Genomic DNA, 25,786 nt, shown 5'->3' with positions numbered 1-25,786 from the left:
GGTCCCAGAAGTTCCTGCCTGTCTGTCACCGTGAGATTACAGATCCGCACAGCGGGCGCCGAAAGGAGGTCAGCGGTTGAGCTTCGGGCGGCCTAATGTTTCCTGACATGGACTGGCGCGCGTGGCATCAGGCGTACGAGGATCCCGAGTCGGCGTTGTCGCGGCGGTTGGAGGCCGTGCAGGAGCAGATCCGGATGGCGCTCGATCGCGCGCCGGCGGGTCCGGTCCCAGTGGTCAGCCTGTGTGCGGGGCAGGGGCGCGACCTTCTCGACGTACTGTCTGCTCATCCGCGGGGTGCCGAGGTACGGGCGCGGCTCGTCGAGCTGGATCCTGATCTCGCAGCGTCCGCCCGCGAACGAGCGGCGGGCCTGGAGTACGTCGACGTGGTGACCGGCGACGCCTCGCTGACCGATCACTACGACGGCCTGGTGCCGGCCGAACTGGTCCTGCTCTGCGGGATCTTCGGCAACATCAACGCCGACGACATCCGGCGCACCATCGACTCGGCTCCGCAGTTCTGCCGGACCGGCGCCACGGTGATCTGGACCCGCCACCGCGGGGAGCCCGATCTGGTGCCGACGATCTGTGAGTGGTTCGAGGCGCGCGGGTTCGAGCAGGTGTGGCTGTCGGACGCCGACACCGGGTTCGGCGTCGGCGTGCACCGTTTCACCGGCGTACCGCAGCCGCTGGTGAAGGGTCAGAGCCTGTTCAGTTTCGTGCCGGGCGGAGTATGAACAGCCCGAGCAGCAGCAGTCCGGCGAGCGCCAGGTAACCGACTTCCAGTACGGCGATCGTCGCGACCGCAGCGACCAGGATCGGACCGCCCGCGTCGCCGAGCTCACGCCCGAGTTCCGCGGTGCCCATCGTCTGCCCGAGCCGCTCGGGCGGCGTACTCGACGCCAGCGCCGCGAAGCCGAGCGGCGTGATGACGCCGGTTCCCGCCCCGATCAACGCGGCCGCGATCAACAGGAACACCACACCCGGCAGGGCCGCGCAGACGAAGCCGGCCGCGGCGAGGCCAAGCCCGAGTGCGATTCCTTTCTGCAACGACAACTTGCCCGCGTCGAGCGCGCGCCCGGTCCGGGGCTGCACGATCGCTGCCGTCGCGGCAAGCAACGAGACCGCTGCCCCGGTGGCGATGGTCCCGAGCCCGTCCGAAGCGCCGGTGACCGGCAGGAACCCGACCCCGACCGACAACGCGGCAGTCGCTGCCGCCAGCGCTGCGGTCGGCCGCAAGAACACCGGATCCGTGATCCGCTTCGCGAGATCCAACACCGTCTGTCGAGTCTTCGGCAACGGCGGCACCACGGGTACGACGATCAGCGCCCAGACCGCGACACCGATGGCAAGAACAGTCATCACACCGAACAGCAGCCGGAATCCACCGAGCCACACCAACGCGCCACCGAGCAACGGACCGGCCGTGTACCCGAGGCTCTTGTAGAACCCGTAGCTCCCGAAGGCCCGGCCGTGCTTCGCCGCCGGGTTCAACCGGGCGACCATCGCCGACGCGGCGGGGGAGAAGGCCGAGGCCGCCGCGCCCTGACCGAGTCGCGCTACCCACAACCAGCCGGGCCGGTCCGCGATCACATAGGTGCTGGAGGCAACGGCGAAGCCGACCAGTCCGAAGAGCAGCACCGGCCGCGCGCCGACCCGGTCCGCGATCGTGCCGAACACAGGCTTGAGCAGCACCTCGGCGCCGTCGTACAACGCGAGCAGGAAGCCGAGGGTGAGCAGTGAGGTGACGGCGTCGGACGACGAGCCGCCGAGATTCGCCGCAATCGCGTGCGCGCCGAAGGCCGTGGTGAAGCCTGCCGCGTAGAGCGGCCACATCGTCTTCACTGCGCTTCTCCCGGGAGTTGGTGCAGTGCGCGGAACACGAGTTCGGCGTACTCCTCGCAGCGGGCGGCGCAGTCCTTGAGCCGGGCGGTCGACTCGGCGGCTTGCGGCGTACCGAAGACGTCGCGGCTGGTCAGGTCGCGGTGCCAGCGGCGGAGGCGTTCGAGACTCTGTTCCTCCTCCTCGAGCTCGGCGAGGGTGAACTTCTCGATCCGGATCTCCTTGGCGATCTCGGCCTCGAACTTCGTGCAGTCGGCGAGGAACTCGGTCCAGTCCGCGCGCCGCGCCTCGTCGTACAGGCCGCGCAGGCGAGCGCCGTCGGCGGCGTCCTTGCCGGCCGCCTCGAGCATCGTCACCTCGCCCTCGGCACGGGCGACCAGCTCGGTCGTCCGCTGCACCGCGGCCTCGAAGACGGGGAGCTCCGGAACCGCCCAGACGCCTTGGCCGAGCGACAGCGCGCCCGCCTTCCGGAGCTCGCGCCACACGGCCACGCGATGCCGCGAGGGTTCCGCCGGGATGCGTACGAGGAGTACCAGCCATCGATCCGTCACAGCGCTCAATGTAGCGCGCGTTACAGAGATGTGCATCTCGACAGATTTTGGGTACATCAGTTATGTTACATAGACGATGTCATATCGCCGGAGGTGAGCGATGGACCAGACCGCGCAGCGGTTGCTGGGATCCGCGACCCGGTTGTCGCGGGATCCCGAGACGGAGATCGACTGGGACGCGCCGGTCGGCGACGGGTACGGGTTGTCCCCGGAGTGGAGCACGCTCTACGGGACGCCGTACTGGGACGAGCTGTCCGAGGAGCAGCGGCGGGAGCTGACCCGGCACGAGTCGGCGTCGGTGGCCACCACCGGGATCTGGTTCGAGCTGATCCTGCAGCAGCTGATCCTCCGCGACGTGTACGACAAGCCGGCCCGGAGCGCGGAGTTCCAGTGGGCGCTGACCGAGATCGCCGACGAGTGCCGGCACTCGATCATGTTCGCCCGCGCGACCGAGAAGCTGGTGGAGCCGGCGTACCGGCCGCGGCTGTTGGCGCGTGAGCTGGGTCGCGCGTTCAAGACGATCGCCACGGGTGAGTCGGCGTACGCCGCGATTCTGGTCGCCGAGGAAGTGCTCGACGTGATGCAGCGCGACTGGATGCGCGACCGCCGGGTCGAGCCGATGGTGCGCACCGTGAACCACATCCACGTGGTCGAGGAGTCGCGGCACATGGTGTTCGCCCGCGAGGAGACGCGCGAGCGGCTGGCCGGTGCGTCGCGCGGCCGGCGCTGGGTGAGCGCGCTGGTGATCGCGATCGCGGCGGACATGATCGTGTCCAGCATGGTGGGCCGTGAGGTGTACAAGAACGTCGGCCTGGACCCCGACCGCGCGGTCCGTGAAGCGCGGCGCAACGAGCACCACCGGTCGCTGCTGCGAACCAGCTGCGCGAACCTGATGGACTTCCTCCGGGAGGTCGGCCTGCTGACGCCGGCCGCGGCCCGCGTGTATCGGCGGACCGGGCTGCTGTGAGCTACGCGATCTCGGGGGAGTGCTGCTCGGACGCGAGCTGCGTCGCGGTCTGCCCGATGAACAGCATCCACCCGTCGCCGGGCGAGCCCGGGTTCGGGACCGGTGCCAGCCTGTTCATCGATCCGCGGACCTGCATCGACTGCGGTGCGTGCGCCGATATCTGCCCGGTCGACGCGGCGCAGCCCGCCGACCAGTCAGCGCCCGAGGACGTCGAGCGGAACGCGGCGTACTTCGCTGATCGGGAGCCGCTGAACGCGTTCGATCTGGACGCGTGGGAGCCGACGACGTACGAGACCTGGGGCGGCGGCCCGCGACGCGTGCTGGTCGTCGGCGCGGGACCGGCCGGGATGTACGCGACACGTGAACTGTTGCTGCGGACCACGGCCGAGGTGACGCTCGTCGACCGGTTCGACCACGTCGGCGGGCTGGTGCGGTTCGGTGTTGCGCCGGATCATCCGCGGACCAAGCAGATCATCTCCACCTTCGAGCGGATCGTGCAGCACCCGCGGGTCCGCTGGCGCCCGCGCACCGAGGCCTCCGAGATGACGGGGTACGACGCGGTGATCCACGCCGTCGGCGCTTATGAGAGCCGCCGACTCGGCTTCGAGGGCGAGTGCACCGCCGAGCAGTTCGTTGCCTGGTACAACGGACGACCGGGTACGACGTTGCCCGTCGAACTGATCGGTCCGCGAGCAGTCGTCGTCGGCAACGGGAACGTCGCGCTCGATCTGGCACGCCTGCTCCTGAGTGACGAGGAGCGGCTGCGCGCCATGGACGTGACGCCTGAGGTACGGCGGGCGCTCGGTGCGCGCGGGATCAAGGAGGTCGTGCTGCTCGGACGGCGCGGGCCCGAGGAAGCGGCGTACACGGAGTCGGCGTTGCGGGAGTTACTGGACGCCGCCGGTGACCGGGTCGAGCTGCGGTACAACGCGCGGCCGACCGGGTGGGGTGCGGACGGGCTGACGCTGGACACCGGCGAGACGATTGCGGCGGGCAACTTGTTCAGCGCGATCGGGTTCGTCGGGCAGCCGGTCGACGGGTTGCCGTTCGACGTGCAGCGGGGCGTCGTACCGAACGTCCGCGGCGCCGTCGTCGACCGGCCGGGCCACTACGTGGCGGGCTGGATCAAACGCGGTGCGCGCGGCGGGATCGGCGTGAACAAGGCCTGCGCCCAGGAGACCGTGATGACGCTGGTCAGTGCGTCCAGGGGTGCAGCTTCTCCGGGTTCCTGATCGCCCAGATCTTGGTGATCTGGTCGCCGGCGACGTCGAACGCGATCACGGTCTCGACGACACCCTCGAACTCGATCACCAGGCCCGGCTGACCGTTGACCGTCCGCTCGACGATCTGGCGTCCGAGGTTGAACACCGGCAGACCGGTGAAGTACTCGGCGACCTGCGTGCCACCGCGCACCGGCTCGAGCGCGGCGGTCACCACGCCGCCACCGTCGGCGGTCGCCAGCACATCCGGGTCGAGCAGCGTGACCAGCGCGGCGATGTCCGTCGCCTCCCAGGCGGCCTTGAACTCGCGGACGAGCTCGGCCCGCCGCGCGGACGGCGGCGTCGGCGATTCCGCGTCCCGGATCCGGCGCCGCGCCGAGGACGCGAGCTGACGGCAGGCCGCCGGCGTCCGGCCGACGATCTCGGCGACCTCCGGGAACGGGTACCGGAACACGTCGTGCAGGATGAACGCCACCCGCTCGGCCGGCGTCATCGCGTCGAGAACGACCAGGAACGCCATGTTCACCGATTCGTCGAGCGTCACCCGGTCGGCCGGGTCGGCCAGCTCACCCGAGCCGGTCGGGCCGCTGTGCCACTCGGTGCTCTCCGGGAGCGGCTCGGGGATCCACTCGCCGACGTACCGCTCGCGCCGGGCGCGGGCGGAACGGAGCAGGTCGAGGCAGATCCGGCTGGCGACCTTGGTCAGCCACGCGGCCGGGTTGTCGATCGCCGACTGCTCGGCGGGCGTCATCGCGTACCAGCGGGCGTAGGTCTCCTGGACCACGTCCTCCGCGTCGGCGAGCGAGCCGAGCAGCCGGTAGGCGAGGTTGATCAGCTGCCGCCGCTCGCTCATGATCGCGCTCAGACCCGGGTCCGTCATGTCGGTCCTCTCCTCGTTCATACCCGGACGACGAGACAGCCTGCGCGAGTGTGAGATCTGACAGTTCGCCGGCGTGTTCCGTCGTACCGATCATGACCACACAGAACGCAATCGCCGAAGTCGACATCCGGGAACGGGTCGACGCACTCGTCACCGCCGTACGGACCGGTGACCTGGAGACCTTGCGGACGATCTTCGCGCCGAACATCGTCTCGTTCGACATCCAGCCGCCGCTCCGGCACCTGGGTGCCGCGAAGAAGATGGAGAACTGGGAGCTCGTCTTCACCGCCTTCGAGCTCCCGCTGGAGTACGAAGTCCGCGATCTGACGGTGCTCGTCGACGGAGAGTTGGCGGTCGTGTACGCCGTGAATCACATGAACTCCGCGCTCGCCACCGGCGGGAAGATCGACTACTGGCTCCGCTGGACCGCCGCGTGGCAGAAGGTCGACGGCCACTGGATGATCGTCCACGACCAGGTATCCGTCCCCACCCACTTCCCGGACGGCCGCGCTGCGATGGACCTCACCCCCTGAGCCGGCATGAGCCTGCCGCCGGTGGTCGACCACCGGCGGCAGGCTGGGGGATCAGCAGCGGGTTCAGCCGCGCGAGCGGCTGCGGGAACGGCTGCGGCTGCGGCTGCGCGAACGCGACCGGCTGCCGGACCGTCCGCCGTGGTGCAGGACCGGCTTGATCCTCAGGGTGTCCTGGAGCTTCATGGAATTCACCTCCTTCCGGTGAGTGCGTGGTCGAGCGTGACGACCCGGTCGGCGATCGCCGCCAGGTCGCGATCGTGGGTGACCATCAGCACCGTGCGCTGCGCGGTGGTGGTCCGGATGGCCTCGATGACGGCGGCCGCGGAGACCGGGTCGAGGGAGGCGGTCGGCTCGTCGAGCAGCACCATCGGCGCGGACGAGACCGCGGCCCGGGCCAGCGCGACCCGGCGACGCTGACCGCCGGAGAGCCGTACGCCGCCCTCGCCGAGCGGAGTGTCGTACCCGAAGGGCAAGCGGTCCGCGAACTCGTCGACCAGAGCGGCCCGGCCGGCGGCGACGACACCACCGCGGGTCGCGTTCTGGTTGCCGAACGCAATGTTCTCGGCGACGGTCGCGTCCAGCAGCCACGGGTCCTGCGGGACGAAGGCGAAGCGGTCGCGGAGGCTGTGCTGGTCGCAGTCGCGGAGGTCGACGCCGTCGATCAGGATCCGGCCGGCGTCCACGTCGTACAGGCGGAGCAGGAGGTGCAGCGCCGTACTCTTGCCGATGCCGCTCGGGCCGAGCAGACAGACGGTCTCGCCGGCTGCGACGTCGAGGACGAAACGGTCGAGGACCGGGCGGCCGGGTTCGTAGCCGAAGGACACGCGCTCGAAGCGGATCCCGGAGCGGAGACGTGGTGCCGGGCGGGCGTCGTAACGGTCCTGGACGGCTTCGTCGCAGTCGAGTACGTCGCGAACTCGGACGGCACTGGCACCGGCCTTGGCGAGTACGACGGACAGCCGAGTGAGGCCGCGGACGGGGGAGTAGAGGTCTCGGAGATAGGCCAGTACGACGAGGAGGCCGCCGACGCTCAGCGCTCCGGTGAGGACGTGACGGCCGCCGACGACCAGGACGAGCGCGGCACCGACCGCGAGGACGACGTCGGCCATCGGGGTCCAGCGGGCGTCGACGTCGATGGCGCGGAGCTCGACGTCGAGGACGGCGCGGTTGCGGGTGCCGAAGATCGCGGCGGCGCGGTCGATCCGGCCGAACGCCTGGACGGCGCGGACGTTGCGGAGCAGGTCGGTGGTTGCTCCCGCCAACCGTCCGGCCTCGGTCCGGGCGTCCTGCTGCGCGGCGCGGATCCGTCGGCGCTGGCGGACCGCCAGTACGGCGAGGATGGGGGCGACCGTGAGTCCGATGAGCGCCAGCTGCGGGTCGAACGCGACGAGCAGGGCGAGTACGCCGGCGAGCATGACCGCGTCGGGGAGGAAGGACGTGGTGACCGCGACCACGGCGTCGAGGAGGCGGCCGACGTCGGTGGTGAGCCTGGTGACGAGCTCGCCGCTGCGCATCCGGTCGTGCCAGCGCAGGGAGCGGGTCATCGTGCGCTGGAACATGGTGGCGCGCAGCGAGGCGCCGATCCGCTCGGCGGCCCCTTCGACCGACCGCAGGCTGGCCATGTCGAGTAGCCCGACAATCGCCGAGAGCAACACGCTCGCAGCCGCCGCGAGTGCGAGTACCAGCAGCGGATCAACTGTTGGTTCCTGGCTGAAGGCATGGTCGACGGCCAGGGCGAGGGGCCAGGGGCGGAGGAGGACCGCGCCGACTCGGACGACGACGAGGCCGGCCGCGGTGGCGAGAGCGGGGAGCTCTGCTCGTGCGGCGGGCCCGGCGACGGCGAGCGACAGCGGAAGTTTCATGCCGCCAACGCTCGCCGCCGGTTGGTCGGCTCCGGTAGTGCACCTTGGTACTACGACCGTTGTCGGGCTGCCGCCGACCGGTGCGCGCACCCTACGATCCCTGCCATGGGGAGACTTCGACGCGCCGACCGCGGCCCGATCTCGACGGTCGGGCTGCTGGTGCGCTTCACCGCCGCCGGCCTGATCGTGCTGCTCTCACTCGCGGCCTTGATCGCGTTCGTGGCCCGCCAGGCGGGTGTCGAGCAGGCGACCGAGTCCGCGCGCCAGGTGACGTACGTGACCGCCCGCGGCGTGGTCGAGCCGCGCCTGGACGCCGCCGTGGTCGCCGGTCAGCCGGCCGCGCTGCGGTCGTTCGACGAGGCGATGCGGAAGTACGTGTTGCAGGGTTCGCTGGTCCGCGTGAAGGTGTGGAACGCCGACGGGAAGATCGTGTACTCCGACGAGCCGCGACTGATCGGCCGCCAGTTCCCGCTCGGCGCCGAGGAGCAGGCGGCCTTGCAACGGCAGGGCAGCAGCGCGTCCGAGGTCAGCGACCTGAGCCGACCCGAGAACCAATTCGAGATCCCGTACCAGAAACTCCTCGAGGTGTACGTCGGCGTTCGCGCGAGCAACGGTCAGCCGATGCTGTTCGAGGCGTACTTCGAATATCGGGCGGTGACCGAAGCGGGACAGGCGGCGTGGCAGCGGTTCGCACCGCCGTCGCTCGGGGCGTTGCTGGTGCTGGAGCTGGTGCAGATCCCGTTCGCGTGGTCGCTGGCGCGGCGGGTTCAGCGACAGCAGCGGGACCGTGAGCGGTTGCTGCAGCACGCCGTGGACGCGTCGGACGCCGAACGCCGGCGCATCGCGGGCGAGCTGCACGACGGTGTCGTCCAGGAGCTGACCGGGTTGAACTACGCGCTGGACGCCATGCGGCTGGGGCAGCCCACCGAGGGACAACGGGCGGAGTTGATCGCCGACAGTGCCTCGCGATTGCGGGGCAGCATCGGGTCGCTGCGATCGTTGCTGGTGGACATCTATCCGCCGAACCTGGCCGAGGAAGGGCTGGCGTCGGCGTTGGCCGAGTTGGCGGCCGGGCTGGAGCGGACCGGCGTACAGGTCCGGCTGGAGACCGACGGGGCGGAGTCGTTGCCGACGGCTGCCGCGGCGTTGTTGTTCCGTACGGCGCAGGAAGTCGTACGCAATGTCGCCGCGCACAGTGGGGCGCGGGAGGTGCTGATCAAGGCGGGCCGTGAGGACGGTCGCGCGGTGCTCGTGGTGGACGACGACGGGCGCGGGTTCGACGAGTCGCGGCTCGGGGAACGCAGCAGCGACGGGCACCTCGGGCTACGCTCGATCGGCGACCTGCTCGCCGAGTCGGGTGGCACACTGACCGTCCGGGCCGCTCCCGGCCAAGGGACACGGGTGGAAGCCGAGGTGCCAGTGTGAGCCGGGTGATCCGGGTGCTGATTGCCGACGACCACGCGATCGTCCGGACCGGCCTGTCCCAGTTGCTGGGTACGGCGGACGACATCGAGCTCGTCGGCGCGGCCGGTGACGGCGCCGAGGCGGCCACGATGGCGGCTGACCTCGCGCCGGACGTCGTACTGATGGACCTGTCGATGCCGGAGACGGACGGGATCACGGCGACCGAGCGGATCGTGACCGCGAATCCGGACGCGCATGTGCTGGTGCTGACCTCGTTCAGCGATCAGACGCGGATCCTGGACGCGCTCCAGGCGGGCGCCGAGGGCTACCTGTTGAAGCACAGTGAGCCCGAGGTGATCCTGGCGGGGATCCGGGAGATCGTGTCGGGTGGTTCACCGCTGGACCCCAAGGCGGCGCGGGTGCTGCTGACGAATCGGCGGTCGCCCGGTCCGGACACGAAGCTGACCGACCGGGAGCAGGAGGTCCTCGACATGGTCGGGTCCGGTCTGCCGAACAAGACGATCGCCCGGCGGCTCGGGATCAGCGAGCGCACGGTGAAGGCGCATCTCACCAACATCTACCAGCGGCTCGGCGTCACCGACCGCACCCAGGCTGCCCTCTGGTCCCAGCGGCAGCGGCGGGCCGAGTAGATAGCTGAGTAGGTACTAGTACCAAGGTCCGATGGTCCCGGGCCTGCCGCTTCGGCCAGGATCGACCCATGGACGAGAAGCCAGCAGACCCGCGTCGGCGCCCGGTGGTGCTGCAGTCGGGGCAGGCGACCGACGAGCCGGCGCACCGCTCGCGGCGTTACCTCGCCTGGGTCGGCACCGGCGTCCTCGGACTGGCCGCGGCCGCGGGGCTGGTCGCGGGCGGGACAGCCGTCTGGTCGGCCTTCGACCCCGGTACGCCGGGCAACTCGCCGGCACCGCTCTGGTTCCCACCCCCCGAAACGATCACGCCGCAGAGCGAGCAGATCACCCCGACGCCGACCCGCACCACGCCGGACGATCACGGCGGCGACCGGAAGCGTACGCCCGGCGCGACGAAGACCGCCGAGCCAGGCGACGACAAAGGCGGGAACCGCACGAAGGCGCCAACCAGCACGAGGTCGACCTCGGGCAAGGCATCGTCCGGCACGACGTCGACCTCGGGCAAGCACGGTTCAGGCGACGGGACGTCCGGAAAATCCTCGGACGACGGGCCTAACCATCACTAGCCGCCACTAACTAGCACTGACCGGCCGGACCGCCCGGCCGAGAATGTGCGGGCTCGCCGGCGTCGCCCGATCCGGTGGGAACGAGAACTGATCCAGCTCCGCGATCTCGAACCCCGCCGCGGTGATCGCTCCCTCGGTGTCCCGATGCGTGTGACAGCCGCCCACGAACCACGGCCACACCGTCGCGTCCATCACCTTCTGCACCTTCGCCAGCCGACTCCCGTCCTCGGCCGCGACGTGCTCGTAGAACCGCAGCTCACCACCGGGCCGAAGCACCCGCCGAGCCTCGGCCAGCGCGGCCGACTGGTCAGGCACCGAGCAGAGCACCAGCGACACCACGACGACGTCGGCCGACTGATCACCCGCGGGCAGGCGGTCCGCCGTACCCTCGACGACCTCGACTCGCACCGGTGCGGTGGACGCGGCGCGCTGGGCGGTGGCGCGCAGGAACGGTTCGGGCTCGACGGCCAGCACTCGCTCGACTGCGGCGGGGTAGTACGCGAAGTTGCCGCCGTCGCCCGCGCCGACCTCGACGACCTGTCCGGCGACCCCGGCGAGCAGCCGCCGTCGGTGATCGGCAGCGCCGACCTCGTCCAGTGACGGGCGGACCCGCGCGTACATCCGGGCGAACACCGGTCGATTCATGCGGCCCAGTTTCTCAGACGTGTCGGATCAGGGCCTGCGCCGATCGTCTCCAAGGTGTCAGCAGTTCGACCACCAAGGAGTACCCACCGTGCCAACCACAGTGAAAGCGATCGACATCGTCGTGTCCGACCTCGGCGCGGCGATCGAGTTCTACCGCCGCCTCGGCCTGGAGTTCGTCCCGGACCCGTACATGCCGGACAACCACGCCGGCTGCGACCTGCCGAACGGCCTGCACCTGATGCTCGACACCGAGGAGATGCGCAGCCAGAGCACCGCGGGCTGGACCCCGCCGAAGCTCGGCCGGACGTTCCTCACCTTCGAGTACGACGGTCGCGCGGCGGTCGACTCGACGTACGCCCAGCTGGTGAGCTCCGGCGTCCAGAGCCTGCAGGAGCCGTTCGACGCGCCGTGGGGGATGCGGTACGCGACCGTCGCCGACCCGTCCGGGAACGGTGTCGATCTCTACGCCAACCTGCCCGCGTCCTGAGCCAGACTGTCACCAGGAGGTTTACCCGTGAAGTACGTGCTGATGTTCATCGAGACCGAGGAGTTCGCGCAGGAGTTCGCGGCGCAGGCGCCGGCCGAGAAGGAGGCGGCGTACCGGCGGATCTACCAGTGGTTCGACGATCACAACGACAAGATCACCAACCGCGGCAACAAGCTGCAGGGTCCGGAGTCCGCGACCACGGTCCGGCTGGACGGCGGGGTGCTGACCACCGACGGGCCGTTCATCGAGGGCAAGGAAGTGGTGTCCGGGTTCACCGAGATCGACGTGGAGGACCTCGACGAGGCGCTCCGGATGGTGAAGACCTGGCCGGGCTGCCCGGTCGTGGAGATCCGGCCGGTCCAAGAGATGTGATGTGACGGATGTGAGGACGCAGGACGAGCTGGCCCGGGTGGTGCGTGACCACGCGGGCCGGTTGGCCGGTGCCCTGGTCTCGTTGCTCGGCGACTTCGCCGCCGCCGAGGACCTGGTCCAGGACGCGGTCGAGGTCGCGCTCAAGCGCTGGCCGGTCGAGGGGATCCCGGAGCGGCCGGACGCGTGGCTCTTCATGGTCGCGAAGCGACGCGGTCTCGACGTACTGCGGCGGCAGCAGAACTACCGTGCCAAGTTGGCTCTGCTCGAACCACTGGAGCAGCCGCCGGTGGACGACCGGCTGCGGTTGATCTTCACCTGCTGCCACCCGGCCCTCGCCCGGGAAGCTCAGGTCGCGCTCACCCTGCGCGTGGTCTGCGGACTGACGACCGCGCAGATCGCTGCCGCGTTCCTCGCCTCCGAGTCCGCGGTTGCGCAACGCATCACGCGGGCGAAACGCAAGATCACCGACGCCGGCATCCCGTACCGGATCCCGCGCGACGACGAGCTGCCCGAGCGCCTCACCGAAGTACTCACGGTCATCTACCTGCTCTTCAACGAGGGCTACCTGTCCAGTACGGCGGAACGCGCGCACTCCCGCGACCTCGTCGACGACGCCGAATGGCTGACCGCGCTCCTGCACGGCCTGCTCCCGAACGAGCCCGAGGTCGCCGGCCTGCTCGCCCTGATCCGCCTGCACCGCGCCCGTACGGCGGCCCGCTTCACACCGCACCTCGTACTGCTCGCGGACCAGGACCGCACGCTCTGGGACCACGCCGCGATCGCCGACGCGACCGCGCTGCTCACCCGGACGGCGCGGCGTTTCCACGCGCCGGCGCCGTACCAGCTGCAGGCCGCGATCGCCGCTTGCCACAGCGAGGCGCCCACCTGGGGCGAGACCGACTGGCCGCAGATCCTCGTGCTGTACGACATGCTCCTGACCGTCCAACCGAGCTCGGTCACCTGTCTGCACCGGGCGATCGCGCTGTCGTACGTACGCGGTACGGCGCCGGCGCTCGAAGAGCTCGATCGGCTGGACGACCTGCAGAGCTATCCGCTGTTCCACGCCACCCGGGCGCAGTTCCTCCGCGACCTCGGCCGTGATGCCGAAGCGCATGCCGCCGACGAGCGGGCCGCGGAGCTCACCACCAACCCGGCGCAACTGGACCTGCTTCACGAGCGCCTGGCCAAGTAGTCAAGGATGAGCCGAAGGAGAACCGAGATGGGATCGATCGTCACGAAGGTCGAGGTCGAGCGCCCGGCGGACGAGGTGTTCGCCTACGTCACCGACCCGGACCACTTCCCCGAATGGCAGGCGAACGTCACCGGCGGCCACCTCGAAGGCGGCGAACCGGTGATCGGCGCGAAGTGCCTGACCCGCCGCAAGATCGGTGGCCGTGAACGCGACGTCACGTCCCGGCTGACCGTCTTCGACCCGCCCCGCGCGTGGGCGGTCCGCGGCGAGGACGGCCCGATCCGCGCGACCGTGAACGTGACCGTCGAGCCGATCGCCGACCGCGCCGCGAGCACGGTCACGATCGACCTCGACTTCGAGGGCCACGGCATCGGCAAGGTCCTCGTACCGCTGATGGTCGTGCCACAGTCCCGCAAGGAGATGCAACACAACCTGGCCCGCCTGAAGACGAACCTCGAGAAGACGAACCTGGAGCGCTAGACGCTGCGCAGTACGGAGACGACGATGCCGAGGATCGTGGCGTTGTCGCCGTCGATGACCTCGTACGCCGGGTTCCGCGGCTCGAGGTAGACGTGGCCGTTGCGGCGGCGGTAGACCTTCACCGTCGCCTCCTCGTCGATCATCGCGGCGACGATCTGGCCCGAGTGCGCCTCGGACTGCTGGCGGACCACGACGATGTCGCCGTCGCAGATCGCCGCGTCGATCATCGACTCGCCGCGGACCCGCAGGCCGAACACGTTGCCCCGCCCGGTCAGACCACGGGGGAGCTGCAGTACGTCGTCCACGTGCTCGACCGCGGAGATCGGCGTACCGGCCGCGATGTCGCCGACCACGGGGACCGGAACGTTCTCGCCGCCCGTGTCGCGGCTCGTGGACTCCTGCAGGAACATCCGGACGTCGATCGGCCGGGACACCGACGGGCTGCGGCGTAGGAAGCCCTTGTCCTCGAGGCTGGCCAGGTGCTTGGACACCGACGACGAGGAACGCAGACCGACCGCGTCGCCGATCTGCCGGCTGCTCGGCGGGTACCCGTGCCGGGTCACCCAGTCCCGGATCACCACCAGGATCCGCTGCTGCCGCTCCGGAAGAGCGGCGGTGTCGAGGTCGCCGAACGGGTCGAGATCAGTCACCGCGAAATCCTAAAGCGCCGCCCGCCGGTCGTCGTGCTCCGACCCGCCCGTCACCAGAAGCAAGCAGCTAGCGCAGCGCCTTCGGCAGCCAGAGATCGTCGACGTCGGGCTGCGGCTGCCGGCGTACGTGCTCGATGAGCGCAGCCAGATCGGGATGCTTGTTCGAGCTCAGCCAGATCAGCGACCACGGGTAGACGGGCGTCGGATCCACCACCCGCAGCCTCCGCAGGCCACGCGGCCACGGCCCGGCCTCGCGCGTCCGCTCGCCCCAGAAGGTGATCACCGACTTCGACTCGGCGATCGTGCCGATCAGATCCTCGAACCCGAAGTTCGGCCCGGTCGAGTCGATCGTCAGGCCGAACTCCGCGGACAGCTCCTGGTAGAACGCGCCCCACTCGCTGCCGTCGATGATCCCGGGGATCCAGAACGTGTGCTGACGCAACTCGTCCACCGCGACCGCGGTCCGGTGCGCGAGTGCATGGTCGGCGCCGACGATCACTTCGTGCGGCTCGAGGTACGCGACCGTGCTCTCCACCCCGGGCGGCAACGGCTCCGGGTGATACGCGAACGTCGCATCGATCTCGCCCGACAGCAAGGCCGGCAGCGCCGCGCCCAGACCGCGCAGTACGAGCGTCTTGAGCGCGATCTCCGGATGCCGCTGGTGGAAGTCGAGCATCATCACTCCCGGCAGCAGCCTGGATCCGAGGATGTCGACCCGCAGCGGCCGCGCCTCGCTCTGCACCGACTCGACCGCATGCCGTGCGGCGATCAGTACGGCATGCGCGTGTGGCAGGAACCGCCGTCCCTGCGGCGTCAGTGTCGCGCCGGTCGGGACGCGGTCGAAGAGCGTGACGCCGAGCGAGGACTCCAAGGCGGCGATCCGTTTCGACACCGCCTGCTGACTCAGTCGCAACCGATCCGCGGCGTACCGGAACTGGCCTTCCTCGGCGACGGCCACGAACGCCCGCAGGCTGTCGAGATTCACGGGACCAGACAGTACAACCGGCAGTTGTGGACCGGCCGCTCGGGTTGTTTGATCACACGCTCCCACGGCGCCTTGGATGAGGGCTCCAGACAACTGACGGTTGTGGAGCTCGAGTGCCTTCGTTCACACATCTGCACGTCCATACGCAGTACTCGCTGCTCGACGGGGCCGCGCGGCTGAAGGATCTGTTCGCCGCCTGCGCCGAGCAGGGTATGACGCATCTCGCGATCTCGGACCACGGGAACCTGCACGGTGCGTACGACTTCTTCCACCAGGCCGGCAAGGCCGGCATCACGCCGATCATCGGCATCGAGGCGTACGTCGCGCCGGGATCCCGCCGTACCAAGGAGCGGGTGTTCTGGGGGCAGCCGCAGCAGAAGCGCGACGACGTCGCCGGGTCCGGTGGGTACACGCACAAGACGATCTGGGCGCGCGACGCGACCGGTCTGCACAACCTCTTCCGCCTCTCGTCCGACGCGTACCAGGAGGGCTGGCTGCAGAAGTGGCCGCGGATCGACAAGGAGAGCCTGGCCCAGTGGTCGGAGGGCCTGATCGCGTCTACCGGGTGTCCGTCCGGTGAGGTGCAGACCCGGCTCCGGCTCGGACAGTACGACGCAGCAGTCGAAGCAGCCGCGCAGTACCAGGACATCTTCGGCAAGGAGAACTACTTCCTGGAACTGATGGACCACGGCATCGAGATCGAACGCCGGGTCCGCGACGGGCTGCTCGACGTCGCGCGGAAGCTCAACATCCCGCCGCTGGTCACGAACGACTCGCACTACACGTACGCCGCCGAAGCCACCGCGCACGATGCGCTGCTGTGCATCCAGACCGGCAAGACACTCACCGACGAGAATCGCTTCCGGTTCGACGGGACCGGGTACTACCTCAAGTCCGCGGCCGAGATGTACGCCATCGACTCGTCCGACGCCTGGCAGGAGGGCTGCCGGAACACCCTGGTCGTTGCCGAGCGCATCGATACGAGCGGGATGTTCGAGAAGCGTGACCTGATGCCGCGCTTCGACGTACCCGAGGGGTTCACGGAGGTGACCTGGTTCCAGGACGAGGTACTGCGGGGCATGCGGCGGCGGTACCCGGACGGGTGGGACGAGCGGTACCAGAAGCTGGTCGAGTACGAGATCGACGTGATCATCCAGATGGGGTTCCCCGGGTACTTCCTGGTGGTCGCGGATTTCATCATGTGGGCCAAACGGAACGGGATCGCGGTCGGCCCGGGGCGCGGCTCGGCGGCCGGTTCGCTGGTGTCCTACGCGCTCGGCATCACCGACCTGGACCCGATCGAGCACGGCCTGATCTTCGAGCGGTTCCTGAACCCGGAGCGGGTCTCGATGCCGGACGTCGACATCGACTTCGACGAACGCCGCCGGGTCGAGGTGATCCGCTACGTCACCGAGAAGTACGGCGCCGACAAGGTCGCGATGATCGGCACCTACGGCACGATCAAGGCGAAGAACGCGATCAAGGACTCGGCCCGCGTGCTCGGCTTCCCGTACGCGACCGGCGACCGGATCACCAAGGCGATGCCCGCCGACGTCGGCGGCTCCGGGATCGACCTGACCGGCATCACCGACCCGAGCCACCCGCGGTACGACGAGGCGTCCGAGGTCCGGTCGATGTACGAGAACGATCCCGACGTCCGGACCGTGATCGACACCGCGAAAGGGGTCGAGGGGCTGGTCCGACAGATGGGCGTGCACGCGGCCGGCGTGATCATGTCCAGCGAGTCGATCGTCGACCACGTCCCGGTCTGGGTCCGGCACACCGACGGCGTCACGATCACCCAGTGGGACTACCCGAGCTGCGAGTCGCTCGGGCTGCTGAAGATGGACTTCCTCGGCCTGCGCAACCTGACGATCATCGACGACGCGGTGAAGATGGTGCAGGCGACCAAGGGACTGGACATCGACCTGCTCCGGCTGCCGCTCGACGACACCCGGACCTTCGAGCTGCTCGGCCGCGGCGACACCCTCGGCGTCTTCCAGTTCGACGGTACGGCGATGCGCGCGCTGCTCCGGCTGATGCGCCCGGACCAGTTCGAGGACATCACCGCCGTGACCGCGCTGTACCGGCCGGGGCCGATGGCGATGAACTCGCACAACAACTACGCGCTCCGGAAGAACGGGCAGCAGGAGATCACGCCGATCCACCCGGAGCTCGAGGAACCGTTGCGGGAGATCCTCGGGATCACGTATGGGCTCGTGGTGTATCAGGAGCAGGTGCAGAAGGCGGCGCAGATCCTCGCCGGGTACAGCCTCGGGCAGGCCGATCTGTTGCGCCGGGCGATGGGCAAGAAGAAGAAGGAAGTGCTCGACCAGGAGTTCGGGCCGTTCCGGGACGGTTGCCGCAAGCACGGATTCTCGGACGTGGCGACGCAGGCGGTGTGGGACGTCCTGGTGCCGTTCGCCGGGTACGCGTACAACAAGGCGCACGCTGCGGCGTACGCGCTGGTGTCGTACTGGACGGCGTACCTGAAGGCGAACCATCCGGCCGAGTACATGGCCGCGTTGCTGACCTCGGTGAAGGACGACAAGGACAAGTCCGCTGTGTACCTGAACGAGTGCCGGCGGATGGGGATCAAGGTGCTGCCGCCGGACGTCAACGAGTCGCTCGCGAACTTCGCGGCGCAGGGCGAGGACGTGGTCCTCTTCGGACTGTCCGCCGTTCGGAACGTCGGGTCCGGGGTCGTCGAGGGGATCATCCGGTCGCGGGAGGGTGGGCGGTACGCGTCGTTCCCGGACTTCCTGGCGAAGGTCGAGACCGTTGCCTGCAGCAAACGTGCGGTCGAGTCACTGATCCAGGCCGGTGCCTTCGACACCCTCGGGCACACCCGGATGGGGCTGCTCGAACGGCACGAGGAGTTGGTCGAGAACGCGGTCGCCGTGAAGCGGAAGGAAGCCGAGGGCCAGTTCGACCTGTTCGGTACGACGGATGCGCCGGTGTTCACGCTCGACGCGAACTTCGCGCCGGACGAGTGGGACAAGGCAACGTTGCTGGCCCGCGAGCGGGAGATGCTCGGGCTGTACGTCTCGGACCATCCGCTGTTCGGGCTCGAGAGTGCGCTGGCCGAGCGGGCGGACGTCGGGATCTCCCAGCTCGCCGATCGTCCCGACGGCGCGGTCGTGACGATCGGCGGGATCATCTCGGGACTGCAGCGCCGGGTGACGAAGAAGGGCGATCCGTGGGCCACGGCGACGGTCGAGGACCTGGCCGGCTCGGTGGAGTGCCTGTTCTTCCCGGCGACTTATCAGTTGGTGGCCGAGCGACTGCGGCAGGATGCGGTCGTCTTTGTGACGGGGCGCGTGGACAAGCGGGACGACGTACCGCGGTTGATCGGGTCCGAGGTGCAGGTCCCGGACCTGACGACGGTCGGGGTGGTCGAGCTGGAGATGACACAGCACAACGTCGTACCCCGCACGGTAAACCTCCTGCGCGACGTCCTCGCGGCTCACCCGGGCCGCTCCGAGGTGCAACTACGCGTCCGCGGCCCGGAGAAAACAACGGTCTACCGCCTGGCCTTCCGCGTCACCGCCGGCCCAGAGTTCTGGTCCGACCTAAAAGCCGAAGTAGCCACAGTCCACGCCCGCCGCCACTCCACCTGAGCGGTAGACCCCACCCATCCTTCTGCCTCTTACCCATCACCCTGGCAGTTGCTCGTTGGGGCGACGGATGTTCGGCGGCAGGACGACCTACTCAGGGTTGCGGTTGATGGACGTGCGGCGTAGGTCGAGCTGGTCGGGCCGTTGCTCGGTGTGTGGCGGCACCTGGACCGGCGCCCGGCGAGCGGCTTACGCGCCGGTGATCGAACTGGCGGTTTCGTACGCCGGTTGACCAGCCCGCGCCTGGCCCGCGGCGCGGAGGGCGAGTGGGATGGTGCCGAAGGCAAGGACTGCGAGACCGGCGCCGATCCAGCCGACCGACGAGTACCCGGCGCCGGCGTCGAGCGCGAGCCCACCGAGCCACGGGCCGACCGTGATGCCGACGTTGAACGCGGAGATGTTGAACGCGGCAGCCAACGTCGGCGCCGAACCCGCGACGCTGAACACCCGCGAGTTCACCGCCGGGTTGGTCGCGAAGCCGAACGTCCCGACGCCGATGATCGCCGGTACGGCGAGCCACGGGGTGCCGGTGGCGAGTGCCAGCACCACCGCCGCGCCGATGACTCCGGTCAGGCTGAGAACCAGCGTGCCGAACGGCCGCCGGTCCGCGGTCCGTCCGCTGATCGTGATACCGATCAGCGCGCCGACGCCGTACAGCGCCAGGATGACCGGCACCCACGCGTCGGACAGCCCTGTGGTCTCGGTGAGTAGGGGAGCGAGGTAGCTGAAGATCACCAGGATCGCGCCGGTCGACAGCGCCGTGGTGCCGTACGCGAGCCAGAGCTGCGGGTTCGCCAGGTTCCGGAACTCCTGCCGGAGCTGCGGAACGTTCTCGCTGCGGCCCTTCGGGATTGTGGTGACGATGCCCGCGATCGACAGCGTCGACAAGATCGCGACCGCCCAGAACGCCGACCGCCAACCGAGGTGCTGGCCGAGCAGCGTGCCGGCCGGCAGCCCGACGATGGTGGCGACCGTGAGACCACCGGCCAGGATGCTCATTGCCTTCGCGCGAGCCTCGGGCCCGGCGAGCTCGATCGCGGTTACCGAGGCGACCGCCCAGAACCCGGCGTACACGAAGGCTCCCGCGACCCGCGTCGCGAGCAGGACGCCGTACGACGAGGTGAGCGCGGCGGCGACGTGGGTGAGCGCGAAGATCGTCAGGAATGCCAGCATCGCGGCCCGGCGGGACCAGCGCAGCGTGGTGACGGCGAGGATCGGGGCGCCGACGAGCATGCCGATCGCGAACGCCGAGATCAGCAGCCCGGCGGCCGGGATCGAGACGTGCAGATCGGTGGAGATCTCGGGGAGCAGACCGGCGAGCATCAGCTCGGACGTGCCCTGGGCGAAGATCGCCAGGCCGAGCAGATAGACAGCGCGAGGCATGAGGTCCTCTCATAGTGGATCGAGCGGTTCAAAACCTGGGCGGAGTGAACCGGGAAGCCTGGCGGGGAGTTCAGAGACTGCTGAGGGTCGCCTCGACGACGGCCCGCTGGGTGTCCGCGTCCGCGCCACGGCGGGCGGCGACCCGCAGGCCGCCGAGGACGGTGAAGATGTACGTCGCGAGCCCGGCCGAGTCACGCTCCGGATCGAGCTCGCCGCCTGCCTGCGCTGCTCGGATGGCAGTGGTCAGCGCAACGAGCTTGACCTCGTGGTCGCGGTCGAGCCGCTCGATGATCTCCGCGTCCTTCGGGCCGAGTTCGACGATCGTGTTGATCACGAAGCAGCCGGACGGATCGTCGGGGTCCGGCTCGACCGCGGTCCAGAGGATCCGGCGGATCCGCTCCTTGATCGGGAGCGTGGCGTCCTGGATGACCTCGAGCTGGTCGGCGGTGAAACGGTCGGTGTAGCGCCGCAGCGCGCGGTCGAACAGATCGCGCTTGCTGCTGAACGTGTTGTAGATGCTGCTCCGGCCGAGGCCGGTCGCGTCGCAGAGGTCCTGCGTCGAGGTCGCCTCGTAGCCGGAGGTCCAGAACACCCGCATCGCGGCATCGATGGCGCGATCCTCGTCGAACGTCCGCGGTCTCGGCATGCCGCCGAGCATAGCACGTTATGGACCGATCGATCCAAAACAGGCCCTGGGTACGTAGAACTCGGCCGCCGATAGCATCTGGGCATCGAGGCGAGTGCCGGAAGCTCTTCGACAGAGCGCGGGCGCTCGCCTTCACTTGGGGGCACCGTCCAACGATGAACTGGGGAGCACTGTGAGGTTGTTAAGACCTGGGGGGCTCGCACTCGCCCTCACGCTGGTGGCAGGCATCACCGCCACCGGCCCGGCGGCCGCCGGCGAGACGAAGACTGTCTCGTACCGCGGCTACCAAGTAACTGTTCCGTCCGACTGGCCGGTCGTCGACCTGGCGGCGAACCCGACGGCATGCGTCCGCCTCGACCAGCCGGCGGTCTACCTGGGCCGCAGTACGGCACAGTCGAACTGCCCGGCCCACCTCGTCGGCCGCAGCTCCGGCCTGGTGCTCGAGCCGCTGACCACCGCGCAACCGCCGACGGACGGCCTGCTGCGGCGCGCGATCACCGACGCCGGCGTGCTCGCGACCGCGTACTACGCACCCGGCGACGAGCGCGCGGCGAACGACGTCCTCGCCACCGGCCGGGTCGTCACGAAGACCTCGTCGGCCCGCGTCGCCCAGCAGGCCGCGGTCGCACCGACTGTGGTTGCCACGGGCAACTTCGCGGGTCAGGGTTTCGATGCCTGCGACGCACCGCCGCAGTCCACGATGGATGCGTGGCGCCCCAAGTATCAGGGCATCGGCATCTACATCAGCGGCGGCGTGCGTACCTGCGCCACGCAACCCAACCTGACCGCGAACTGGGTGTCGGCGAACGCAGCCAAGGGATGGCAGTTCCTGCTGCTCGACGTCGGCCTGCAGGCGCCGTGTACGACGAGGTTCCCGTCTGCCAGCCGGATCTCGACCGTCGCATCGACTGCGGTGACGCAGGGCCGGAACGCCGCGATCAACGCCGTCGCCGCTGCCCAAGCGCTCGGCTTCGCACCGAGGAGCGCGATCTACAGCGACATCGAGGGCTACCCGTCGACGGCAGCGTGCAAGGTGTCGGTGCTCTCGTACCTGAGCGGCTGGACCCAGGAGCTGAACTCCCGTGGGTACCTCGGCGGCGCCTACGTCAGCGCCTCGTCGGGTGGTGCGGATCTGAACAGCGCCTACACGAGCACGGCATACACGCGACCGGACAACATCTGGTTCGCGCAGTGGAGGTCTGGGTTGCCGCAGGGGACGAGCAACTACATCACCTCGACCTACTGGAACAACCACCAGCGCGTCCACCAGTACGACAACGTGACGGAGACCAACGGTGGTGTGACGCTGAACATCGACAAGAACTACCTGAATCTGACGGCTCCGCCGCCGCCCGTGACCAGTTTCAGTGTGACCGGTGGACCTGGGGCTGCGACGTTGCGTTGGGGTAAGCCCGCGAACACGACGCTCGGCCAGATCATGGTGCGCAACGCGGCCGGGTCGACCCCGCCGCCGCTGGTGACTTCCGGTACGGCGGTCTACGGCGGCACCGCCAGTCTATTCACCCAGACCGGACTGTCGAACTCGGCCAGCTACGCGTACCGCGTGTGGGTGAAGGACAGCAAGGGCAAGGTCAGCCCCGGTGTCGACGCGCGGTTGGTCGGCACGAAGGCGACGATCGGAGCCAGTGCGGCATCGATCATGTACACGGGCGCGGTCACGCTGTCGACGGCCGTGACGCGGCTGGACGGTGCGGCGAAGATGGCCGGCGTACCGGCGGTGCTGTACTCGAAGGCGATCAACGCGAGTAAGTGGACGACGGTCGGCTCGTTCACCACCGACGCGAACGGTGTGGCGTCGACGTCGCAGAAGCCGACGGTGTCGACCAACTACATGTGGGGTTACAACGGCGCGACCGGGCTGCTCGGGACGCGGAGTTCCGCTGCGCTGGTCCAGGTGCACCCGGCGCTGTCGGCGTACCTGACTCCGGGAGCGATCAAGCTCGGCGCGTCGACGCTGCTCTACGGCTACCTGAACCCCGCGCACGCCGGTACGACGGCGTACCTGCAGCGCCGGTCCGGTACGTCGTGGGTCGCGGTGACGACCGGGAAGCTGACGACCAACGGGAAGTACGCGTTCAGCATCAAGCCGACGGCGCGCGGGACGTACACGTACCGCGTGGTGTGGCTGGCGGACGCCGACCACCAGGGCACGCAGACGGCGTCGAAGGTCCTGACGGTCAGCTAACTGGCGAGGTCGGCCGCCGCACTCCGCGAGAGTTCGATCGCGTGCGCCGCGAGCGGTGAGTGCGTGCGGCCGGCCTGCCACAACAGGAAGATCTCCCGCGGCGGGAGCTCTGGCGTGAGTTCGTGCAACGCCAGGCTCTCGTCGTCCCGGAGTACGGCGAGGCGTGGCGCCAGTGCCGCACCGAGACCGGCGCGGACCATCGCCAGCAGCGCTTCGTTGCCCTCGGTGCGGAACACGAACTGCGGACGGATGCTCCGCGCGCGCAGGAAGTCCTCGACGACCGCCTGGTGGCAGATCGGCGGATGGGCGACCAGCGGTAGCGCGTCGAGCTTGTCGAGCGGGACCGGCCCGGCGGGGAAGTCGCCCGGTCGCGCGACGAGGACGTACGGATCGTCGAACAGCTTGAGGTGCTCGATGCCCTCGCCGCCGCGGCCGTCGAAGAACATCAGGTCGAGCCCGGTCAGGTCGGGGTCGTCCGTCTCCTCCTCGAACAGCCGGATGTCGCAGCCCGGGTGGGCGTCCCGGAGCTCGCGGATCACCCGCGGCAGCAACGTGTTCGAGACGGTCTGGAACGTGCCGATGTCGATCCGGCTGTCACCGGCCCGGAACCGCTCGATCCCGTCGCTCATCTCGTCCGCGCGGCGCAGCAGGTCGCGTCCGTGCCGCAGTACGACGGCGCCGAGCGGCGTGATCCGGACCGGCTTCGGACCGCCCGGCCGATCGAACAGCGCACCACCGGCCGCCTTCTCGAGGACGGCGATCTGCTGGCTGACACTCGACTGCGTGTACCCGAGCCGGCTCGCGGCGCGGCCGAACGATCCTTCGTCGGCGACCGCGGCCAGCGTCGCCAGATGACGCAACTCGTACATCCGCCCACTCTATCGCCTCTGGCGATCGCTTTGATCAGAATCAATCGCTTTTCACGATCATCGACCGCTTCTACGGTCGATACATGACCACCGAGAAGATGTACTCCGTCAACGGCATCGAGCTGTACGCCGAGACCTACGGCGACCACGCCGATCCCGTGGTCCTGCTGATCCACGGCGCGTCGGCGTCGATGCTGTGGTGGGACGCCGAGCTGTGCGCCGAGCTCGCCGCCCGCGGCCGCTTCGTAATCCGCTACGACCAGCGCGACACCGGACGGTCGACCTCGTTCCCCGTCGGCGCACCGGGGTACGCGATGAGCGACCTCGCCGCGGACGCCCTCGGCCTGCTCGATGCGCTGGGCGTCGAGCGCGCGCACGTGGTGGCGCAGTCGATGTCCGGCGGTACGGCGCTGATCCTCGGCGTCGACCACCCGTCCCGAGTCGCCTCCTTGACGTTCGTGTCGACCAGCACCGGCGACGAGGGACTCCCATCACCATCACCGGACTTCCCGCACTTGGGTACGCCGGACTTCAGCGATCCCGCCGGCGTCGAGGAGTACGTCGTACGCGCGATCGAGGCCGAGGCGGCGGGACAGTGGGACGCGGCGTCGGCGCGAGTGTTGGTCCAGCAGGACATGGCGCGAGCGCGGGACTACGAGGCGGCGCTGACGAACCACTACGCGATGACATTCGACGGGCCGCGGAACGGTGGATACTCGGATCTCGCGATGCCGGTGCTGGTGCTTCACGGCGACGCCGATCCGCTGCTCCCGTTGCCGCACGGTGAGGCGATTCGCGACGCGGTGCCCGGGGCCGAGCTCGTCGTACTGCGCGGCATGGGGCACGGACTGTCGGCGCCGTACTGGAACGTGTTTGTGGACGCACTGGTCAAACACACCGAGGAGCGATGATGAAGTTCGCGATCTGGCTGCCACTGTTCGACGAGTTGTCCGATCCGGTCGAGGTCGCGCGCCTGGCCGCGGCCGCCGAGGAAGCCGGGTGGGACGGGTTCTTCGTGTGGGACCAGCTGTGGTGGCGGCCGCCGATCCGAGAGGTCCTGGATCCGTGGATCACGATGAGCGCGATGGCGACTGCCACCGAACGCCTGCGGATCGGGCCGATGGTGACGCCGATCGCGCGCCGGCGGCCGACGAAGTTGTTGCGTGAGACAACGACTCTGGACCGGCTCTCGGGCGGTCGGCTGACGCTCGGGGTGGGGCTGGGGAGCGATCGGTTCGCGCAGGAGTATTCCAAGACCGGCGAGGAGCTGAATGACCGGATCCGTGCGGAGCAGATGGACGAGACGCTCGACATCCTGACCGACGGCTGGACGGGGGAGCCGGTCCGTCACCACGGCCGGCACTACACGGTCGACGACGTGCAGTTCCTGCCGTGCCCGGTGAACGGCCGCGTTCCGATATGGGTCGCGGGCTTCCCCGGCAACGCCAAACCGGTCCGGCGCGCAGCGAAGTACGACGGCTTTTTCCCGGTCAACCTGACGTCGGTGGACCAGCTGTCCGAGGCCACCGCCGTACTCCGTGACCTGCGAGGAAACCTCGACGACTATGACATCGCGGTGGAAGTTCTCCCGTCCGCCGACCCCCGCCCGTACGCCGACGCCGGCGCGACCTGGTCCCTCACAGACATCGAGCCGGAAACCCTGCGCCTGGCCGACGTTCGTGCGGTGATCGCCGCCGGTCCTCCGAAGTAGCCGGGCGTGACGGGGTGTTGCTGTCGCGGGCCTAGGTGTCTAATCAAAGGAATGCGGTAGCAGGGGAGAGG

General features: G+C 69.3%; 25 protein-coding genes. 15 read left to right on the top strand and 10 right to left on the bottom strand.

The window, feature by feature from the left end; all coding sequences use genetic code 11:
* The first annotated feature begins 107 nt into the window (after positions 1–107).
* Positions 108–734, top strand: a complete 627-nt coding sequence (locus AC0662_RS07735) for an SAM-dependent methyltransferase (RefSeq protein WP_452196507.1) — start codon at positions 108–110, stop codon at positions 732–734.
* Here AC0662_RS07735 and AC0662_RS07730 read toward each other — a convergent pair.
* Entirely contained in the window at positions 709–1,833 is a 1,125-nt protein-coding gene (locus AC0662_RS07730; RefSeq protein ID WP_452196793.1) for an MFS transporter, read from the bottom strand. The two genes, AC0662_RS07735 and AC0662_RS07730, sit on opposite strands and share 26 nt — an antisense overlap.
* Positions 1,834–1,838: 5 nt before the next feature.
* Positions 1,839–2,390 carry a Chromate resistance protein ChrB gene (locus tag AC0662_RS07725; RefSeq protein WP_452196506.1) on the bottom strand — a complete coding sequence of 184 codons (552 nt, stop codon included), beginning with the start codon at positions 2,388–2,390 and terminating at the stop codon, positions 1,839–1,841.
* A gap of 100 nt (positions 2,391–2,490) precedes the next feature.
* Between AC0662_RS07725 and AC0662_RS07720 the strand changes: the two genes are divergently transcribed.
* Both AC0662_RS07720 and AC0662_RS07715 read left to right on the top strand, forming a co-directional pair.
* Positions 2,491–3,357, top strand: a complete 867-nt coding sequence (locus AC0662_RS07720; RefSeq protein WP_452196505.1) for an AurF N-oxygenase family protein — start codon at positions 2,491–2,493, stop codon at positions 3,355–3,357.
* On the top strand, positions 3,354–4,589 hold the full coding sequence (locus AC0662_RS07715; RefSeq protein ID WP_452196504.1) for an FAD-dependent oxidoreductase: 1,236 nt from the start codon (positions 3,354–3,356) through the stop codon (positions 4,587–4,589). The genes AC0662_RS07720 and AC0662_RS07715 overlap by 4 nt, the downstream gene beginning before the upstream one ends.
* Here the strand turns inward: AC0662_RS07715 and sigJ are convergent.
* Positions 4,552–5,478 carry an RNA polymerase sigma factor SigJ gene (gene sigJ, locus AC0662_RS07710; RefSeq protein ID WP_478299229.1) on the bottom strand — a complete coding sequence of 309 codons (927 nt, stop codon included), beginning with the start codon at positions 5,476–5,478 and terminating at the stop codon, positions 4,552–4,554. The genes AC0662_RS07715 and sigJ overlap by 38 nt on opposite strands.
* Positions 5,479–5,549: 71 nt before the next feature.
* On the opposite strand from sigJ, the gene AC0662_RS07705 reads away from it, so the two are divergent.
* Positions 5,550–5,990 carry a YybH family protein gene (locus AC0662_RS07705; protein ID WP_478299227.1) on the top strand — a complete coding sequence of 147 codons (441 nt, stop codon included), beginning with the start codon at positions 5,550–5,552 and terminating at the stop codon, positions 5,988–5,990.
* Between the two features lie 188 nt (positions 5,991–6,178).
* Here the strand turns inward: AC0662_RS07705 and AC0662_RS07700 are convergent, their stop codons facing one another.
* Positions 6,179–7,852, bottom strand: a complete 1,674-nt coding sequence (locus AC0662_RS07700; protein WP_452196501.1) for an ABC transporter ATP-binding protein — start codon at positions 7,850–7,852, stop codon at positions 6,179–6,181.
* A 105-nt stretch (positions 7,853–7,957) separates the two neighbouring features.
* Between AC0662_RS07700 and AC0662_RS07695 the strand changes: the two genes are divergently transcribed.
* The 3 genes from AC0662_RS07695 to AC0662_RS07685 all read left to right on the top strand — a co-directional run bounded on the left by AC0662_RS07695 (position 7,958) and on the right by AC0662_RS07685 (position 10,472).
* Positions 7,958–9,277: a sensor histidine kinase gene (locus tag AC0662_RS07695; protein ID WP_452196500.1), complete on the top strand. Its 1,320-nt coding sequence runs from the start codon at positions 7,958–7,960 to the stop codon at positions 9,275–9,277.
* A complete protein-coding gene (locus AC0662_RS07690; protein ID WP_478299225.1) occupies positions 9,274–9,906 on the top strand; it encodes a response regulator in 633 nt (210 codons plus the stop codon). Before AC0662_RS07695 ends, AC0662_RS07690 begins: the two co-directional genes overlap by 4 nt.
* Positions 9,907–9,974: 68 nt before the next feature.
* Positions 9,975–10,472, top strand: a complete 498-nt coding sequence (locus AC0662_RS07685) for a hypothetical protein (protein WP_478299223.1) — start codon at positions 9,975–9,977, stop codon at positions 10,470–10,472.
* A 6-nt stretch (positions 10,473–10,478) separates the two neighbouring features.
* Here AC0662_RS07685 and AC0662_RS07680 read toward each other — a convergent pair whose 3' ends face one another.
* Positions 10,479–11,117 carry a class I SAM-dependent methyltransferase gene (locus tag AC0662_RS07680; RefSeq protein ID WP_478299221.1) on the bottom strand — a complete coding sequence of 213 codons (639 nt, stop codon included), beginning with the start codon at positions 11,115–11,117 and terminating at the stop codon, positions 10,479–10,481.
* A gap of 88 nt (positions 11,118–11,205) precedes the next feature.
* On the opposite strand from AC0662_RS07680, the gene AC0662_RS07675 reads away from it, so the two are divergent.
* The 4 genes from AC0662_RS07675 to AC0662_RS07660 are packed head-to-tail and all read left to right on the top strand — an operon-like array spanning position 11,206 to position 13,648.
* Positions 11,206–11,604, top strand: coding sequence for a VOC family protein (locus AC0662_RS07675; RefSeq protein WP_478299219.1), 399 nt, complete (start codon positions 11,206–11,208; stop codon positions 11,602–11,604).
* A gap of 27 nt (positions 11,605–11,631) precedes the next feature.
* Complete coding sequence (locus tag AC0662_RS07670; RefSeq protein WP_452196495.1) at positions 11,632–11,976, top strand: YciI family protein; 345 nt, start codon at positions 11,632–11,634, stop codon at positions 11,974–11,976.
* Between the two features lies 1 nt (position 11,977).
* Positions 11,978–13,168 (top strand): RNA polymerase sigma factor, encoded by a 1,191-nt coding sequence (locus AC0662_RS07665; RefSeq protein ID WP_452196494.1) that lies wholly within the window; start codon positions 11,978–11,980, stop codon positions 13,166–13,168.
* Between the two features lie 27 nt (positions 13,169–13,195).
* A complete protein-coding gene (locus tag AC0662_RS07660; RefSeq protein ID WP_478299217.1) occupies positions 13,196–13,648 on the top strand; it encodes an SRPBCC family protein in 453 nt (150 codons plus the stop codon).
* On the opposite strand, the gene lexA is transcribed toward AC0662_RS07660, so the two are convergent.
* A complete protein-coding gene (lexA, locus tag AC0662_RS07655; RefSeq protein ID WP_452196492.1) occupies positions 13,645–14,298 on the bottom strand; it encodes a transcriptional repressor LexA in 654 nt (217 codons plus the stop codon). The genes AC0662_RS07660 and lexA overlap by 4 nt on opposite strands.
* A gap of 67 nt (positions 14,299–14,365) precedes the next feature.
* Entirely contained in the window at positions 14,366–15,283 is a 918-nt protein-coding gene (locus tag AC0662_RS07650; protein ID WP_452196491.1) for a LysR family transcriptional regulator, read from the bottom strand.
* A 113-nt stretch (positions 15,284–15,396) separates the two neighbouring features.
* On the opposite strand from AC0662_RS07650, the gene dnaE reads away from it, so the two are divergent.
* The gene (gene dnaE / locus AC0662_RS07645; RefSeq protein WP_478299215.1) at positions 15,397–18,903 is read left to right on the top strand and encodes a DNA polymerase III subunit alpha; all 3,507 of its coding nucleotides are present in this window, start codon (positions 15,397–15,399) and stop codon (positions 18,901–18,903) included.
* A 186-nt stretch (positions 18,904–19,089) separates the two neighbouring features.
* Here dnaE and AC0662_RS07640 read toward each other — a convergent pair whose 3' ends face one another.
* Positions 19,090–20,283, bottom strand: coding sequence for a Cmx/CmrA family chloramphenicol efflux MFS transporter (locus tag AC0662_RS07640; RefSeq protein WP_478299213.1), 1,194 nt, complete (start codon positions 20,281–20,283; stop codon positions 19,090–19,092).
* A 70-nt stretch (positions 20,284–20,353) separates the two neighbouring features.
* Positions 20,354–20,929, bottom strand: coding sequence for a TetR/AcrR family transcriptional regulator (locus tag AC0662_RS07635; protein WP_478299211.1), 576 nt, complete (start codon positions 20,927–20,929; stop codon positions 20,354–20,356).
* A gap of 178 nt (positions 20,930–21,107) precedes the next feature.
* On the opposite strand from AC0662_RS07635, the gene AC0662_RS07630 reads away from it, so the two are divergent.
* On the top strand, positions 21,108–23,135 hold the full coding sequence (locus AC0662_RS07630; RefSeq protein ID WP_478299209.1) for a DUF1906 domain-containing protein: 2,028 nt from the start codon (positions 21,108–21,110) through the stop codon (positions 23,133–23,135).
* Here AC0662_RS07630 and AC0662_RS07625 read toward each other — a convergent pair.
* Complete coding sequence (locus AC0662_RS07625; RefSeq protein WP_478299207.1) at positions 23,132–24,004, bottom strand: LysR family transcriptional regulator; 873 nt, start codon at positions 24,002–24,004, stop codon at positions 23,132–23,134. The two genes, AC0662_RS07630 and AC0662_RS07625, sit on opposite strands and share 4 nt — an antisense overlap.
* 83 nt (positions 24,005–24,087) lie before the next feature.
* On the opposite strand from AC0662_RS07625, the gene AC0662_RS07620 reads away from it, so the two are divergent.
* The gene (locus AC0662_RS07620; protein ID WP_478299205.1) at positions 24,088–24,915 is read left to right on the top strand and encodes an alpha/beta fold hydrolase; all 828 of its coding nucleotides are present in this window, start codon (positions 24,088–24,090) and stop codon (positions 24,913–24,915) included.
* A complete protein-coding gene (locus AC0662_RS07615; protein ID WP_452196484.1) occupies positions 24,915–25,715 on the top strand; it encodes an LLM class flavin-dependent oxidoreductase in 801 nt (266 codons plus the stop codon). Before AC0662_RS07620 ends, AC0662_RS07615 begins: the two co-directional genes overlap by 1 nt.
* Positions 25,716–25,786: the final 71 nt, after the last annotated feature.

This window comes from Kribbella sp. NPDC043289 (assembly GCF_056436705.1).
The sequence above is the reverse complement of the archived record's forward strand: the minus strand, read 5'-3'. Positions and strand labels throughout refer to the sequence as shown.

Excerpts from the sequence above, each read along its gene's own strand:
- AC0662_RS07625 (WP_478299207.1), bottom strand. The coding sequence starts at position 24,004 with ATGTACGAGTTGCGTCATCTGGCGACGCTGGCCGCGGTCGCCGACGAA.
- AC0662_RS07615 (WP_452196484.1), top strand. The coding sequence starts at position 24,915 with ATGAAGTTCGCGATCTGGCTGCCACTGTTCGACGAGTTGTCCGATCCG.
- AC0662_RS07685 (WP_478299223.1), top strand. The coding sequence starts at position 9,975 with ATGGACGAGAAGCCAGCAGACCCGCGTCGGCGCCCGGTGGTGCTGCAG.
- AC0662_RS07620 (WP_478299205.1), top strand. The coding sequence starts at position 24,088 with ATGACCACCGAGAAGATGTACTCCGTCAACGGCATCGAGCTGTACGCC.
- sigJ (WP_478299229.1), bottom strand. The coding sequence starts at position 5,478 with ATGAACGAGGAGAGGACCGACATGACGGACCCGGGTCTGAGCGCGATC.
- AC0662_RS07695 (WP_452196500.1), top strand. The coding sequence starts at position 7,958 with ATGGGGAGACTTCGACGCGCCGACCGCGGCCCGATCTCGACGGTCGGG.
- AC0662_RS07635 (WP_478299211.1), bottom strand. The coding sequence starts at position 20,929 with ATGCCGAGACCGCGGACGTTCGACGAGGATCGCGCCATCGATGCCGCG.
- AC0662_RS07735 (WP_452196507.1), top strand. The coding sequence starts at position 108 with ATGGACTGGCGCGCGTGGCATCAGGCGTACGAGGATCCCGAGTCGGCG.
- AC0662_RS07660 (WP_478299217.1), top strand. The coding sequence starts at position 13,196 with ATGGGATCGATCGTCACGAAGGTCGAGGTCGAGCGCCCGGCGGACGAG.
- AC0662_RS07700 (WP_452196501.1), bottom strand. The coding sequence starts at position 7,852 with ATGAAACTTCCGCTGTCGCTCGCCGTCGCCGGGCCCGCCGCACGAGCA.
- AC0662_RS07705 (WP_478299227.1), top strand. The coding sequence starts at position 5,550 with ATGACCACACAGAACGCAATCGCCGAAGTCGACATCCGGGAACGGGTC.
- AC0662_RS07730 (WP_452196793.1), bottom strand. The coding sequence starts at position 1,833 with ATGTGGCCGCTCTACGCGGCAGGCTTCACCACGGCCTTCGGCGCGCAC.
- AC0662_RS07720 (WP_452196505.1), top strand. The coding sequence starts at position 2,491 with ATGGACCAGACCGCGCAGCGGTTGCTGGGATCCGCGACCCGGTTGTCG.
- AC0662_RS07640 (WP_478299213.1), bottom strand. The coding sequence starts at position 20,283 with ATGCCTCGCGCTGTCTATCTGCTCGGCCTGGCGATCTTCGCCCAGGGC.
- AC0662_RS07680 (WP_478299221.1), bottom strand. The coding sequence starts at position 11,117 with ATGAATCGACCGGTGTTCGCCCGGATGTACGCGCGGGTCCGCCCGTCA.